Annotated in this window: 14 protein-coding genes; 6 read left to right on the forward strand and 8 right to left on the reverse strand. The window is 63.4% G+C overall.

Annotated elements, in window-relative coordinates; genetic code table 11:
• Positions 1-111: 111 nt before the first annotated feature.
• Positions 112-1,185, forward strand: coding sequence for a pyruvate dehydrogenase (acetyl-transferring) E1 component subunit alpha (gene pdhA / locus ACI6S0_RS04205; protein WP_004211796.1), 1,074 nt, complete (start codon positions 112-114; stop codon positions 1,183-1,185).
• Positions 1,185-2,552 (forward strand): pyruvate dehydrogenase complex E1 component subunit beta, encoded by a 1,368-nt coding sequence (locus ACI6S0_RS04210; RefSeq protein ID WP_434405049.1) that lies wholly within the window; start codon positions 1,185-1,187, stop codon positions 2,550-2,552. Before pdhA ends, ACI6S0_RS04210 begins: the two co-directional genes overlap by 1 nt.
• Positions 2,553-2,616: 64 nt before the next feature.
• On the opposite strand, the gene ACI6S0_RS04215 is transcribed toward ACI6S0_RS04210, so the two are convergent.
• The 3 genes from ACI6S0_RS04215 to ACI6S0_RS04225 are packed head-to-tail and all read right to left on the reverse strand — an operon-like array spanning position 2,617 to position 5,845.
• Positions 2,617-3,279, reverse strand: a complete 663-nt coding sequence (locus ACI6S0_RS04215) for a TadE/TadG family type IV pilus assembly protein (RefSeq protein ID WP_434405050.1) — start codon at positions 3,277-3,279, stop codon at positions 2,617-2,619.
• The gene (locus tag ACI6S0_RS04220) at positions 3,276-3,809 is read right to left on the reverse strand and encodes a TadE/TadG family type IV pilus assembly protein (protein ID WP_254792260.1); all 534 of its coding nucleotides are present in this window, start codon (positions 3,807-3,809) and stop codon (positions 3,276-3,278) included. Before ACI6S0_RS04220 ends, ACI6S0_RS04215 begins: the two co-directional genes overlap by 4 nt.
• Positions 3,810-3,868: 59 nt before the next feature.
• Complete coding sequence (locus ACI6S0_RS04225; RefSeq protein WP_434405052.1) at positions 3,869-5,845, reverse strand: pilus assembly protein; 1,977 nt, start codon at positions 5,843-5,845, stop codon at positions 3,869-3,871.
• A gap of 139 nt (positions 5,846-5,984) precedes the next feature.
• Between ACI6S0_RS04225 and ACI6S0_RS04230 the strand changes: the two genes are divergently transcribed.
• Positions 5,985-6,644, forward strand: coding sequence for a hypothetical protein (locus ACI6S0_RS04230; RefSeq protein ID WP_434405053.1), 660 nt, complete (start codon positions 5,985-5,987; stop codon positions 6,642-6,644).
• A gap of 45 nt (positions 6,645-6,689) precedes the next feature.
• A complete protein-coding gene (locus ACI6S0_RS04235) occupies positions 6,690-7,154 on the forward strand; it encodes a hypothetical protein (protein ID WP_434405054.1) in 465 nt (154 codons plus the stop codon).
• A 16-nt stretch (positions 7,155-7,170) separates the two neighbouring features.
• Here ACI6S0_RS04235 and trmFO read toward each other — a convergent pair whose 3' ends face one another.
• The 5 genes from trmFO to ACI6S0_RS04260 form a co-directional block, all read right to left on the reverse strand.
• Positions 7,171-8,517, reverse strand: coding sequence for a methylenetetrahydrofolate--tRNA-(uracil(54)-C(5))-methyltransferase (FADH(2)-oxidizing) TrmFO (gene trmFO / locus ACI6S0_RS04240; RefSeq protein ID WP_169861415.1), 1,347 nt, complete (start codon positions 8,515-8,517; stop codon positions 7,171-7,173).
• Between the two features lie 123 nt (positions 8,518-8,640).
• Positions 8,641-9,048, reverse strand: coding sequence for a hypothetical protein (locus tag ACI6S0_RS04245; protein WP_270092650.1), 408 nt, complete (start codon positions 9,046-9,048; stop codon positions 8,641-8,643).
• 51 nt (positions 9,049-9,099) lie between these two features.
• Positions 9,100-9,471: a hypothetical protein gene (locus tag ACI6S0_RS04250; protein WP_097382644.1), complete on the reverse strand. Its 372-nt coding sequence runs from the start codon at positions 9,469-9,471 to the stop codon at positions 9,100-9,102.
• A gap of 20 nt (positions 9,472-9,491) precedes the next feature.
• Complete coding sequence (locus tag ACI6S0_RS04255; RefSeq protein WP_434405056.1) at positions 9,492-10,514, reverse strand: SRPBCC family protein; 1,023 nt, start codon at positions 10,512-10,514, stop codon at positions 9,492-9,494.
• 61 nt (positions 10,515-10,575) lie between these two features.
• Entirely contained in the window at positions 10,576-11,121 is a 546-nt protein-coding gene (locus tag ACI6S0_RS04260) for a GbsR/MarR family transcriptional regulator (protein WP_434405057.1), read from the reverse strand.
• A gap of 148 nt (positions 11,122-11,269) precedes the next feature.
• On the opposite strand from ACI6S0_RS04260, the gene ACI6S0_RS04265 reads away from it, so the two are divergent.
• Positions 11,270-12,427: a DSD1 family PLP-dependent enzyme gene (locus ACI6S0_RS04265; protein ID WP_434405059.1), complete on the forward strand. Its 1,158-nt coding sequence runs from the start codon at positions 11,270-11,272 to the stop codon at positions 12,425-12,427.
• Entirely contained in the window at positions 12,427-12,813 is a 387-nt protein-coding gene (locus tag ACI6S0_RS04270) for a RidA family protein (RefSeq protein ID WP_434405060.1), read from the forward strand. The genes ACI6S0_RS04265 and ACI6S0_RS04270 overlap by 1 nt, the downstream gene beginning before the upstream one ends.
• The last annotated feature ends 47 nt before the right edge of the window (positions 12,814-12,860 follow it).

Consider the following 12,860-nt stretch of genomic DNA (forward strand, 5'->3'; position numbering starts at 1 on the left):
ACTCGGGACATTCATTATGCCGGGATTCCGTGGGGTCCGCCGTTGCAATCTATGCAACTCTGACGCATATCGGGCTTCCTTCCATCCTACCCACGCAAAAGGATAATAGCCTTGGCGAAACCAACCACGCCGCGCGCCGACAGCGCAAAGGCAAAGGCCGCAGTGCCGGCCGGTGCGGACCATAATCGTCCGCGCCCCGAAACGCCCACCGACTACAAGGCCAGCAAGGAAGAGCTGCTGGAATTCTATCGGCAGATGGTTCTGATCCGCCGCTTCGAGGAAAAGGCCGGCCAGCTTTATGGTCTGGGTTTCATCGGCGGCTTCTGTCACCTCTATATCGGCCAGGAAGCGGTTGCGGTCGGCATCCAGTCGGCGCTCAAGCCCGGCAAGGACAGCGTGATCACCGGCTATCGCGACCACGGCCACATGCTCGCCTATGGCATCGATCCGAAGGTCATCATGGCCGAACTGACGGGCCGCGAAGCCGGCATTTCGCGCGGCAAGGGTGGTTCGATGCACATGTTCAGCGTCGAGCATAAATTCTATGGCGGCCACGGCATCGTCGGCGCCCAGGTGTCGCTCGGCGCGGGCCTGGCCTTTGCCCACAAGTATAATGATGATGGCGGCGTGTGCGTTGCCTATTTCGGTGACGGCGCGGCCAACCAGGGCCAGGTCTACGAATCGTTCAACATGGCCGAGCTGTGGAAGCTCCCGATCATCTTCGTGATCGAGAACAACCAATATGCCATGGGCACCAGCGTCAACCGCGCCTCGTCGGAAGACCAGCTCTATCGCCGTGGCGAGAGCTTCCGTATCCCCGGCATCCAGGTCGACGGCATGGACGTTCTGGCGGTGCGCGGTGCGACCGAGGAAGCGCTCAAGTGGGTCCAGGGCGGCAATGGCCCGATCCTGCTCGAAATGAAGACCTACCGCTATCGCGGCCACTCCATGTCCGACCCGGCCAAATATCGTTCGCGTGACGAGGTTCAGGCGGTGCGCGACAACAGCGACCCGATCGAGGGCGTGAAGAAATATCTGATCGACGCCGGCGTCAGCGAGGACGAGATCAAGGTCATCGACCAGGATATCCGCAAGATCGTCGCCGAAGCGGCCGATTTCGCCGAAACCTCGCCCGAACCTGAGATGCATGAACTCTATACCGACGTGCTGGTGGAGCAATATTAATGGGTATCGAAATCAAGATGCCGGCGCTCTCGCCGACGATGGAAGAGGGCACGCTGGCCAAGTGGCTGGTGAAGGAAGGCGATGAAGTGAAGTCCGGCGACATCCTCGCCGAGATCGAGACCGACAAGGCGACGATGGAATTCGAAGCCGTCGACGAAGGCAAGATCGGTCAGATCGTGATCGCCGAAGGCACCGAAGGCGTGAAGGTCGGCACCGTCATTGCGACGATGGCGGGCGAGGGCGGCGAAGCGGCCCCGGCACCTGCGCAGAAGGCCGAAGCGCCCAAGGCTGAAGAAGCTCCCAAGAAGGCGGAAAGCGGTACCTCCAAGCTGGCGTCGGAAGCCAAGGCGACCGTGCAGGATCCGGACCTTCCGGCCGGCACCGAGTTCGTCAAGACCACCGTGCGCGAAGCGCTGCGCGACGCCATGGCCGAGGAAATGCGGTCGGACCCGCGCGTCTTCGTGATGGGCGAGGAAGTCGCCGAATATCAGGGCGCCTACAAGGTGACCCAGGGCCTGCTCGACGAATTCGGTCCCAAGCGCGTCATCGACACGCCGATCACCGAATATGGCTTTGCCGGCATCGGTTCTGGTGCGGCCATGGGTGGCCTGCGTCCGGTGATCGAGTTCATGACGTTCAACTTCGCCATGCAGGCGATCGACCACATCATCAACTCGGCGGCCAAGACCAACTATATGTCCGGCGGCCAGATGCGCTGCCCGATCGTGTTCCGTGGTCCCAACGGTGCGGCCAGCCGCGTCGGCGCGCAGCACTCGCAGAACTACGGCCCCTGGTACGCCGCGGTTCCCGGCCTGATCGTCATCGCGCCCTATGACGCGGCCGACGCCAAGGGGCTGCTTAAGGCCGCGATCCGCTCGACCGACCCGGTCGTGTTCCTGGAGAATGAACTTCTCTACGGTCGCAGCTTCGACGTACCCAAGGTAGACGACTATGTCCTGCCGATCGGCAAGGCGCGCATCATGCGTCCGGGCAAGGACGTGACCCTGGTCAGCTACTCGATCGGCGTGGGCCTGGCGCTCGACGCGGCCGAGCAGCTTGCTGCCGAAGGCATCGACGCCGAAGTGATCGACCTGCGCACGCTGCGTCCGCTCGACACCGCGACCGTGCTGGAAAGCCTGAAGAAGACCAACCGCCTGGTGGTGGTGGAAGAAGGCTGGCCGACCTGCTCGATCGCGTCGGAAATCGCCGCCGTCGTGATGGAAAAGGGCTTCGACGACCTCGACGCCCCGGTCCTGCGTGTCACCAACGAGGATGTGCCGCTGCCTTATGCCGCCAACCTCGAAAAGCTGGCACTGATCGACGCGGCCCGCGTGGTCGAAGCGGCCAAGAAGGTCTGCTACAAGTGAGAATGAAAAAGGGGCGGTCCGATCGGATCGCCCCTTTTTCTATTCACGTTGTTTCTGCCGATTTTCAGGTAGGGCAAGCGGCTGTCTGAGCGGTCGTCAGCTTGCCCGCATTCTTCATCTGCTGATCCGTGCGTTCACGGACGTTGAAGGCGCTGGTGTAGCGGATGACCTTGGTGCCGAAGATGCTGTCGGATACCAGTGGCTGGTAGGTATAGGCCACCTCGACGAACATGACGGCGGTACCGCTGCCCGATTTGATCTTGGTCCCGGTAGGGCCCAGTCCGTCCGCCAATGTGGCGTCGCTGGTGCCGTCGCCCGCTTTGCCATAGGTGGAGGTGAAAGCGCCGCCGCCCCAGCAGCGCTGCCAGCGAATATATTGGCCCGCTTTGGTGCCGGTCTGGGTATTGGGTTCCAGGTCGGACAGGAAGATGCGGGTATTCGCCTTGAAATCCTTGAGGTTGGCGCCGGCCAGTTCGGCGCCGGTGAAGATTTCGTTGATATCCGCCTCGTCAATCGAGGTTCGCTCGCGCGAGGCGTTGTCGGCCACCAGCATCGCGATCTGGCTAACGCGCATATGGGCGGTTGCCAGATTGGCGATTTCCAGCCCACCCATGGAGAGGACCATCAGCACCGGCAAGGAATAGGCAAATTCGATCAGGGCCAGGCCGGACTGATCGTCGCGCAGACGGCGCGCCCAGCGCGCAAGGGGGAGATGGGTCGGTTTCATGTGCAGATGATCGGCAATGTGGCCTGGTTGGACCAGGGTTGGTTGCGGATGGTGGCGTTGGCTGTGGCGGTCTGGGTTGCGCTCCAGCCGAGCAGTTTGGCCATCGGGAACAGGCGGGGCATGGACACGGTCACCTGATAGAAGACGATATCGTCAGCACCACCCAGGCCCGTGGAGCCCGCGCTGCTATCGTAACTGCCATTGCCGTTGGAATCCTCGAAGCAATCGCCCGTGTTGAAGCTGCCAAGCGGTGCCGTATCCGTGGTGATCTTCTCGGGCTTTCCCACACGCGAGAAGTTGTAATAGCTCTTCTTGGTCACTGAAGTGGAGCCGTTCTTGCTGTTGATCGCCTGCATCTGGCTGTCGATATAGGCGTCGATCTGCGTGCTGCTGAGCGTGCCGACCGATGCCGCGCGAGAGGCCCTATCGAGCACGCCCTGGGTCACTGAGCGCAGATAGGACTGATAGCCCAAGTCGCCAACGCCCATGATGAACAAGCAGAGCGGCGTGACGATCAGCCCGAATTCCATGAGCGTCGCGCCACGCTGGTCATGCGCCAGCCTGCGGGGGAGGGAGGAGAGCCAGCGCATCAGTTCGACAACCGGAGGCCGCCAATATTCTTGGCGATATTCTGGAAGGTCGTCTTCAGGGAGGCCGATGTATAGTTCATGCTCCAGTGGTTTGCGCTGCTGGCGCAATTCTGGAGCTCGCTGCTCATCACGTCCTCGTCGCTGAAACCGATGACCCAGATGGTGATGCCCTTCGACTTGATCGCGTTGCACATCATTTCCATGCGGCGCTTGTGGATGGCGGTCAGATCGTCATTGCTGGCACCGGAAGGGCCATCGCGCTGGTCGAGCGCCTGATAACCCCATGCACCATAGACGTTATTATATGCGCTCATCTTGCCATCGGTCATGAAGACGATGTGGCGGGAAACGTTGAACCCGTTGGGCGCCGCTGCATTGTCGGCCGAGAAGATGCCGGTCGGTGAGAGGAAGCGAGCGCCCCACATCATGCCGATGGTGTGATAGGTGCCGCCGACCGCGACGAGGCTGTCGACATAGCTGTTATAGCTGCTGGTCTGACCGGTGGGCACGGCCGTCCGGCTGCTATAGGATGTCAGCTTGCGCGCCTGGGTCGGGCAGGCCACATAGCCGCCGCTGATATTGCCCGCGCTGTTCAGCCAACTGCCGGTATAGGCCATTCCCGTCCCGCTGCGCGAGAATTCGACGTCGGGCCAGTGAGGGCGCCATTTTGTATCCTTGCTGTTGGGCAGGGTATCGATCTGAAGGTCATATGCCGTGCTGGGGATGGACGCGGTCGACGTATCTTTGGTGATGCTGCTGTCGGTGGAGCGTTCCTCGATGCAGCCATTCCAGGTGGATGTCGATGAGAGTCCGTCGCTGTTGGATTCGGAGTTGTAGGCCGGATTCGCCACCGCGCTACCCTTCACGAATTGCGTCACGTCCAGCGGCAGTTGCGTATATTGCCACTCATATTTGGGCGTGCGGGTCGTCGTTGCGGTGGTCTGATCCTTATAGCTGCTATAATTTTTTGCTTCCCAATCCTGTCGATAGCGACTGTTGGAATAGTAGCAATTGCCTGATGCGGTGTAGAACATGCCGTTGCGCGTGCGTGTGACGGTCGCCGTTTCGGTGATCACGCCCTTGCTGTCGGTTGTCGATTGGACATTCGAATTACTGGTCGTGGTCGTGCCCGTGTTGCTGGGGATCGACGGGCAACTGTTCCTGCTGCTTTCCGTGCCGGTGCTGGTGCTCTCGCTGCCGGAAAGCTTCGTCCAGGTGCCATAGGTCGTGGTGGTGTCATAATTGCCCCAGAAACCCCAGCGCCGGGTCTGATAATCCCAGGTTTCGCCTGACGTCCCACCCTGCAAATAGCTGGCAGGTAGTGATTTTCCGACGTTGACCGTGCTGCTATAAGGCATGAATCCATAGCGGATGCGGCCGGTGATATCGGAACCCGGCCCCAGCGTGTCGTAGAAATCCTTCACCGCTTGTTGCAGCGCTGCCAGTTTCGTGGTCGTTCCGCTGCCGGAACCGGTGGAGATCGAATCCTTCATTGACCCGGTGGTATCCAGCACCAGCATCACATCCGTATTGCCAATGTCGAAACGCGAATCGCAGTTCACGGCCAACGACAATGTCTGAACGCCGAAGATGCGCATTATGGTGGTCGGGATGGTGGTTTCGGCCGACACTTGGACGGTCGTCGTCTCGCCGGGCTTGCTCTGGATCACGGGCGTGAAGCTCGCGGCGCCGAAGGTCTGCTGCGGGAAGTTGAAGTCGAAGAATTTCTTTGCTTCGGCCTTGTTGTCATCCGTCATTGACGCGGTGGTCATCGCACGCCGTCCCGCCAGTGCGGCGGCGTCACAGGCTTGCTGCATGCGCGCGCGGACCATATAGGCGCGGCTCATGTCCACGCCGCCACCGATCAGGCCGGCGAGCGGGATGATGGCTGCGGCCACCATGGCGAGCGTATTGCCCGCCTGGTTGCGCCGAAGCCGGCCAAGGAATGTCATCGCGCGCTTGATCTGCTTGCCCATGTTCCGCATTCACCCATGTCGCCCGTTTCCCCCCAGAAATCTGGACAGGGCCATCGTCGGCCATGCAACGGGACTGGTTAGGGTCTCTATGCGAAGTCTGGTTAAAGGATTGATAAGCCATTTTTAGATCGGGATCGAAATGATGGATCGCACGGACGATCTGGCGCCGCTGGCGCGCCTGCTTTCCGGGCATGCCGGGCGCTTTGCCGAGCGGCATCGGGCGCTCTGGGCGCTGGACCAGCGCTTTGCGCAAATTGCGCGAACCACCAGCGATCCGGCGATCGGGCAGATGCGCCTTGCCTGGTGGCTGGGCGTCGTCACGGACGAGGCGGGTGTCAAGGGGCAGGGCGAACCGGTGGTCGACTGGCTGCGCGCGATCGGTGCGCTGGCCGCGCCCGGTATCCCGGCGATGCTCGACGGTTGGGAAGTGCTGGTGGTGGAGCCGGAGATCGACCTCACCGGCCTGCGCGACTATGCCGCCGGGCGCGGCGGCGGGCTGTTCCAGGCATTGGCCGATGTGGCCGATGCGCCCGACTGGCTGATCGCGGCCGGCAAGGTCTGGGCCTTGTGGGATCTGTCCGCCCATAGCGGCGACGACGCACTGGCGGACGCCGCCATCGGCCTTGCCCGCGATCTGTTGCCGCAGGTGGGCGATCCAGTGTGGCCCAGGGCGTGGAAGCCGCTGCGCATCGCCTATCTGCTGGCGCGGCATGATGTCGAGCGGGGACAGCGGGCGCCGGTCGGGCTGACGCGGAACATGGCTTGGCGGCTGATGCGGATCGCGCTTGTCGGGCGCTAGTCGATCGCGATAGGTTCGCTGCCGTCACGAAGTGGGGAGCGGGCGATGGGACGGTTGCTGGCTGGGGGCATGGGGGCGTTGCTGCTGGTCGCGGCCGGCCTGTTCTGGTGGCAGGGGCAGGCGACCAACGAGCCGCCGCCCAAGGCGCTGCTCGCGCCACCGCCGCCGCTAGCGAACGAAGCCCTGCCCGAGGGCGATCCCGATGCGGTCGGGGAGGCACCACCGATGCCCGGCGAAGCCAGCCCGCAGAGCCGCGAGGAAAAGCGCTTCGCCCGTTATGACCGCAATCGCGACGGCATCATCAGCCGGATCGAGATGCTGGGCAGCCGCACTGCCGCGTTCAAGCAACTCGATGCGAACAAGGACAATCTCCTGTCGTTCGAGGAATGGGCGGTGGCGACGGCCGATCGCTTCACTGGGGCCGATGCCGACAAGGATGGCAAGCTGACCCCGGCCGAATTCGCCACCACAGCGCCGAAGCGGGCGGCGAAACCGCGCTGCAAATGCTGAGCCTGTCCCGGAAAGGTCAGGCCGGTTCCACCACCTCACCCAGCCAGCGACCGAAGGAGGCGCGGGCGCGGGCGGTATAGGCTTCCTTGCGCTGCTTCTTCTTGACGTCGTCGAGCGTCGGGAAAAGACCGAAATTGACATTCATCGGCTGATAGTCGGCGGTCTCGACATTGCCGGTGACATGGCCGAGCAGCGCACCGAGTGCCGTGTCGGCGGGCGGCGGCGCCAGTTCCTGGCCCAATATCTCGGCCGCAGCGAAACGCCCGGCGATGAGGCCGATGGCAGCGCTTTCGACATAGCCCTCGCACCCGGTCATCTGCCCGGCGAAACGGATATGCGGCGCGCTTTTCAGGCGCAGCGTCGGGTCGAGCAGCTTGGGGCTCTGGATGAAGGTGTTGCGATGCAGCCCGCCCAGCCGGGCAAACTCGGCCTTTTCCAGGCCCGGAATGGTGCGGAACAGCTCGACCTGGGCGCCATGCTTCAGCTTGGTCTGGAAACCGACCATGTTCCACAACGTGCCCGACGCATTGTCCTGGCGCAGCTGGACCACGGCATAGGGCCAGCGGCCGGTCTTGGGATTGTCGAGCCCCATCGGTTTCATCGGGCCATGGCGCAGCGTTTCCGGTCCGCGCGATGCCATCACCTCGATCGGCATGCAGCCCTCGAAATAGGGGGTGCTCGACTCCCATTGCTTGAACTCGGTCTTCTCGCCGTCGAGCAGCCCCTGGACGAAGGCCTGATACTGCTCCTTGTTCATCGGGCAGTTGATATAGTCCTTGCCCTCGCCACCGCCGGGGCCGATCTTGTCCCAGCGATTGGCCATCCAGCATTCTTCCATGTCGATGCTGTCGAAATGGATGACCGGCGCGATCGCGTCGAAAAAGGCGAGATGCTCCATGCCGGCCGCTTCGCCGATGCTGCTGGCGAGCGCCGCTGCGGTCAGCGGCCCGGTGGCGACGATGGTCATGCCCTCCGTCGGCAGCGTGTCGATCCGCTCGCGCACGATCTCGACATTAGGATGTTCGGCCAGCGCGCGGGTGACGCCGTCGGAAAAGACATGGCGGTCGACCGCCAGGGCAGAGCCGGCCGGCACCTTGGCCGGTTCGGCGCGGTCCATGATCAGCGAGCCGAGGCGGCGCATTTCCTGATGCAACAGGCCCACGGCATTCTTGTCCGCGTCATCGGAACGGAAACTGTTGGAGCAGACCAGTTCCGCCAGCCCATCGGTCTGGTGCGCCGGGGTCATCTCTCCGGTGCCGCGCATTTCCGACAGGCGGACCTTGATACCGGCCTGGGCGAGCTGCCAGGCGGCTTCCGAACCGGCGAGACCGCCGCCGATGACATGGATCTGATGATTGGACATATTTCGCTTAACTTCGCACTTTTCCCGCACATTCGGCAATTTCCAAACGCCAGTGGGACATATTGTTATGAGATGCAATCAGTATAGCGGGGCATGGTTCAATAGGACAGGGGCGCGGAAATACTATTCCGGCGTGTAGGCCAGCCAGCCGCTGAGGCCGCTGGTGGCGATCAGGGCAAAGCTCAAATCAGGGACTTCCCCCAATAGGTCGCAGCCATAAGCCACGCCGAAGCCGATGGCGGCACCGGCGAGCAACCAGAAGGCGCGGGGGGCAAAAAGGGGACAATGATATGCCAGGACGCGCATCGACGTCGTCCCGATGATGATCGGGATGGCGGCAACCAAGGGGCCGAAGATCAACGCGAAGAGCAATATGAGGGGCAGGATGATGAGGATGCCCAGATCCACCGTAATGGCATCGGGTATGCGGCGATAGAGATCGGCGGCCAGATAGAGTGTCATGAACAACGGGCCGGCGGTCAGGATCGCGCGGGCGGCGCCGCGCAGATGGGCAGGATCGGCATGGGTCATCGGAACCTCCCGGAAAAGGGGAAGGGTGGGGCGCACCCTTCCGGCTGGCGATCAGGCGGCCTGGGGATGGCCGTCGTGCAGCCAGCCATTCACCTTGCGACCGAAATGGGCGATCGCGCCCATGTTGAAGAAGTGCATGCCGCCCAGCACGAGCACGGCGAGGCCGATCTTGGCACTGAGGAAGCGGATCGTTTCGGCATAGCTGGTCGGTTCCTTGCCCAGGCTGAGCGTCAGGGTGATGAAGCCGATATTGACGAGGTAGAAGCCGACGACGAGCAGATGGTTGGTCGAGCGGGCCAGTTGCGCATCATGGCCGAAACATTGGGTCAGGAAGACCTCGCCATTTTTCGACAGGGTGCGCGCGACCCAGATGGTGATGGCGAGCGTGATGACCAGATAGAGGGCATAGGCGGTTTCAACCATGGTTCATCTCCTTTTGGCGGTCAGAGGATGGTGGGCGCGACAGACCGTTCGGCGCGCTGCTTGATGAGGGCGAGCAGGTTCTTTTCGATGTCGCCCAGGAAAAGTTCGCCCCACAGCCGGGAATAGCCATTGACCGGGGTCTGCATCCAATAATGGGTGTCGATGATGACGCGGGTGCGGCCAGGGCCGGCCGGTTCCATGCGATAGCCGCCGGTCGTCACCTTGAAATAGGCGCTGTCGGGCATCAGGTGCCGGTCGGTGAACTGCCAGGCGTCGAGCCCGCGAAAATCAAAGCGCCAGCCGATGCTGCGGCCCGGTTGCCAGTTGATGATATGCTCGCGAAACCGCACCTGCCGGCCCCAGTCGGCCATGCGGATCGCGCCGATCCCGTCGCCCAGCATATGGGCGCCGAGCGGCCGGGGCACGCCTAGCACATCCTGGGTGAAGGTCCATGTGCCGTCGCCCGGCCGGACATCGGGAATGCCGCGCAGCAGCGGCCAGATCCGGTTCGGACTGGCCTCTACGATGATCGAGCGGCTGACCGTGGCGGTGGCGTCGGGCAGGGGGATCATCGGTTCGACCTGCATCGCGATCAGCGGCATGGCGAGCACCGCCATGCAATAGCTGGTGCCGCGATCGCCGGCGCGGCCGCGCAGCCGATAGGTGGCATAGGCGCCTGCCAGGCCGCTGGCGATCCACAGCGGGGCGAGCATGACAATGCAGATCACTCCTTCCTTCAGCACCGGGACGGACAGGAGGATGGTTGCGCCCAGCAGCCAGAGCGGCATCGTCATATAATAGCGGCGCGACCGCTCCGCCCAGGGGTCGCCGACATAGGCAACGAATGCGGTGAGCGCGGCGGGCAGGAGCAGAAGGAAGGTGAAGCTGACAAGGCCGTTCACGCGGGTGGCGTCGAGCAGCAGATAGACACCGATCGCGAAGGCCATGGCCAGAGCGACAGCCGAGGCGATGCGCAGCGGGGCCGATCCGGTGCGAACGGGCGGGGTGATGGGATCGGGGTTTTTGTCGTTCGTGTCAGACATTTCTGTAAACTCCGAAACTTGCGGGCGCGATCGGGCGTCGGGGCGCATCGATCAGCAGCGACTAGTCCTTGCTCTTGCCGGTGGGGATGAAGCGGGCGATCTTGTTGCCGAGCTTCATGAGGGCGATCAGGGTCGACTTGGGCAGCTTGTTCACCTGCTCATACCAGTTGCCGAGCGTCGACATGAATTCATGCATGCGGGTGATGCGCTCGCGCACATGGGGCGGGCAACTCTCATCCTTGGTCAACCGCTGGGCGAGGTCGTTCAGCAGGGCGATGGTCGGGTCGATCTCGCGCCGCTTGCGCTCGGCAGCGATGCGGGTGAGCATTTCCCACAGATCGGTTTCCGCGACGAAATGGTCGCGTCGGTCGCCCTCGACATGGACGCGGCGGACAATCGCATAGGATTGCAGTTCCTTGAGCGCGGTCGAGACATTGGAGCGGGCAAGGCCGAGCTGGTCGACAATCTCGTCGGCGGGCAGGGGATGGTCCGACAGATAGAGCAGCGCATGGACCTGGCTGACCGACCGGTTGACGCCCCATTGGGTGCCCATCTCACCCCAGTGGAGCAGGAACGCCTTGGCATCGGGATGGTCGAGAAGTGGCATGACGTTCCTTTCTGTAAAAACAGAAATAACGGAATGAAGTGAGTCGGGCAAGGGGCTGCGGCGGAGGAGGAAAAATTGCCGAAATCCGTCGAGCCCGTTGAAAAGCCGCCGCATCTCGGCAATCTGCGGGTCAGCAACGGAGCCTCTTATGTCTGCCCTTTCCGACGATCCTGCCTCCCTCGATACCTTGTCGACGCCCTGCCTGGTGCTGGATGCAGACCGGATGGATCGCAATATCGCGCGGCTGCGCGCGCATCTGGACGGGCTGGGCGTGGGGATGCGGCCGCATCTCAAGACCGCCAAGTCGGTCGAGGTCGCGCAGCGGCTGATGCCGACGCCGCAGGGGCCGGCGACGGTATCGACCCTGCAGGAGGCGCGTCGCTTTGCGGCGGCCGGGGTGCGCGACATTCTTTATGCGGTCGGCATCAGCCCGGCCAAATTGCCCGAGATACTGGCGCTGCGGGCGCAGGGCGTGGACCTGGCGATCGTGCTGGATTCGGTCGAGCAGGCGGAGGCGGTTGCGGCCGCATCGCGCGCGGCCGGAACCGCCATTCCGGCCCTGATCGAGATTGATTGCGACGGCCATCGGTCGGGCGTGCAGCCCGGCGATGCGGCGCGGTTGCGGGCGATCGGCGCGGCGCTGGCGCAGGGCGGCGCATTGCGCGGCGTGATGACCCATGCCGGCGGCAGCTATGGCGCGCGCGGCGCGGCGGAACTGCGCGCCTGCGCCGATGCCGAGCGGGATGCCGTGGTGTCGGCGGCGCGGACCTTGAAAGAGGCGGGACATGACTGCCCGGTGATCAGCGTCGGATCGACCCCCACCGCCCATCATGCCACGGACCTGAGCGGCGTGACCGAGGTGCGCGCCGGCGTCTTCGTCTTCTTCGATCTGGTGATGGCCGGGATCGGCATCTGTTCGGTGGACGACATCGCCCTGTCGGTGCTGGCGACGGTGATCGGGCACCAGCGGGACAAGGGCTGGATCTTGGTCGATGCCGGCTGGATGGCGATGTCGCGCGATCGCGGGACGGCCAAGCAGGATGTCGATCAGGGCTATGGCCTGGTCTGCGACCGGGACGGGCGGCCCTATGGCGATCTGGTCCTGGTCGATGCCAATCAGGAGCATGGCATCATCGCGCTGCGGCCGGGGGCATCGGGTGTGCTGCCGGACCTGGCGGTGGGTGATCGGGTGCGGATCTTGCCCAACCATGCCTGTGCCACCGGCGCGCAGCATGATCGCTATCATGTGGTGCGGCCCGGCAGCGATGCGGTGGAAGCGGTCTGGCCGCGATTTGGAGGATGGTGATGGACGTGACGCGGATCGAGACCGACAAGGCGCCGGCGCCCGCCGGCCATTATGCGCAGGCGACGATTGCGAATGGCTTTATCTTCGTGTCGGGGCAATTGCCGGTGGTGGCGGGGCAGGGGCCGCGCAGCGACCAGTCGTTCGAGGATCAGGCACGGCTGGCGATCGGCAATATGCTGGCGATCCTGGCAGAGGCAGGATGCGGGCCGGAGCGGATCGCGCGCGTCACCGCCTATATCGTCGGCGTCGAGAACTGGCCGCGTTTCAACGCCATCTATGCGCAGCTGATGGGGGATGCCAGGCCGGCGCGCACGGTGGTGCCCGCACCCGAGCTTCATCATGGCTGTCTGGTCGAAGTGGACGCGATCGGCCTGCTGCCGGGCTGACTACGACCATGGGAGCGCTATCTTTCCGTCGCTGCCTGTCCTAGCGA

The organism is Sphingobium sp. DN12 (assembly GCF_051058005.1).
In the GTDB taxonomy this organism is placed as follows: Bacteria; Pseudomonadota; Alphaproteobacteria; order Sphingomonadales; family Sphingomonadaceae; genus Sphingobium; species Sphingobium yanoikuyae.

What these genes read in the sequence shown, in the direction of transcription:
- ACI6S0_RS04210 (WP_434405049.1), top strand. Translation starts at nt 1,185, where the DNA reads ATGGGTATCGAAATCAAGATGCCGGCGCTCTCGCCGACGATGGAAGAG.
- ACI6S0_RS04215 (WP_434405050.1), bottom strand. Translation starts at nt 3,279, where the DNA reads ATGAAACCGACCCATCTCCCCCTTGCGCGCTGGGCGCGCCGTCTGCGC.
- ACI6S0_RS04220 (WP_254792260.1), bottom strand. Translation starts at nt 3,809, where the DNA reads ATGGAATTCGGGCTGATCGTCACGCCGCTCTGCTTGTTCATCATGGGC.
- ACI6S0_RS04225 (WP_434405052.1), bottom strand. Translation starts at nt 5,845, where the DNA reads ATGGGCAAGCAGATCAAGCGCGCGATGACATTCCTTGGCCGGCTTCGG.
- ACI6S0_RS04230 (WP_434405053.1), top strand. Translation starts at nt 5,985, where the DNA reads ATGATGGATCGCACGGACGATCTGGCGCCGCTGGCGCGCCTGCTTTCC.
- ACI6S0_RS04235 (WP_434405054.1), top strand. Translation starts at nt 6,690, where the DNA reads ATGGGACGGTTGCTGGCTGGGGGCATGGGGGCGTTGCTGCTGGTCGCG.
- trmFO (WP_169861415.1), bottom strand. Translation starts at nt 8,517, where the DNA reads ATGTCCAATCATCAGATCCATGTCATCGGCGGCGGTCTCGCCGGTTCG.
- ACI6S0_RS04245 (WP_270092650.1), bottom strand. Translation starts at nt 9,048, where the DNA reads ATGACCCATGCCGATCCTGCCCATCTGCGCGGCGCCGCCCGCGCGATC.
- ACI6S0_RS04250 (WP_097382644.1), bottom strand. Translation starts at nt 9,471, where the DNA reads ATGGTTGAAACCGCCTATGCCCTCTATCTGGTCATCACGCTCGCCATC.
- ACI6S0_RS04255 (WP_434405056.1), bottom strand. Translation starts at nt 10,514, where the DNA reads ATGTCTGACACGAACGACAAAAACCCCGATCCCATCACCCCGCCCGTT.
- ACI6S0_RS04260 (WP_434405057.1), bottom strand. Translation starts at nt 11,121, where the DNA reads ATGCCACTTCTCGACCATCCCGATGCCAAGGCGTTCCTGCTCCACTGG.
- ACI6S0_RS04265 (WP_434405059.1), top strand. Translation starts at nt 11,270, where the DNA reads ATGTCTGCCCTTTCCGACGATCCTGCCTCCCTCGATACCTTGTCGACG.
- ACI6S0_RS04270 (WP_434405060.1), top strand. Translation starts at nt 12,427, where the DNA reads ATGGACGTGACGCGGATCGAGACCGACAAGGCGCCGGCGCCCGCCGGC.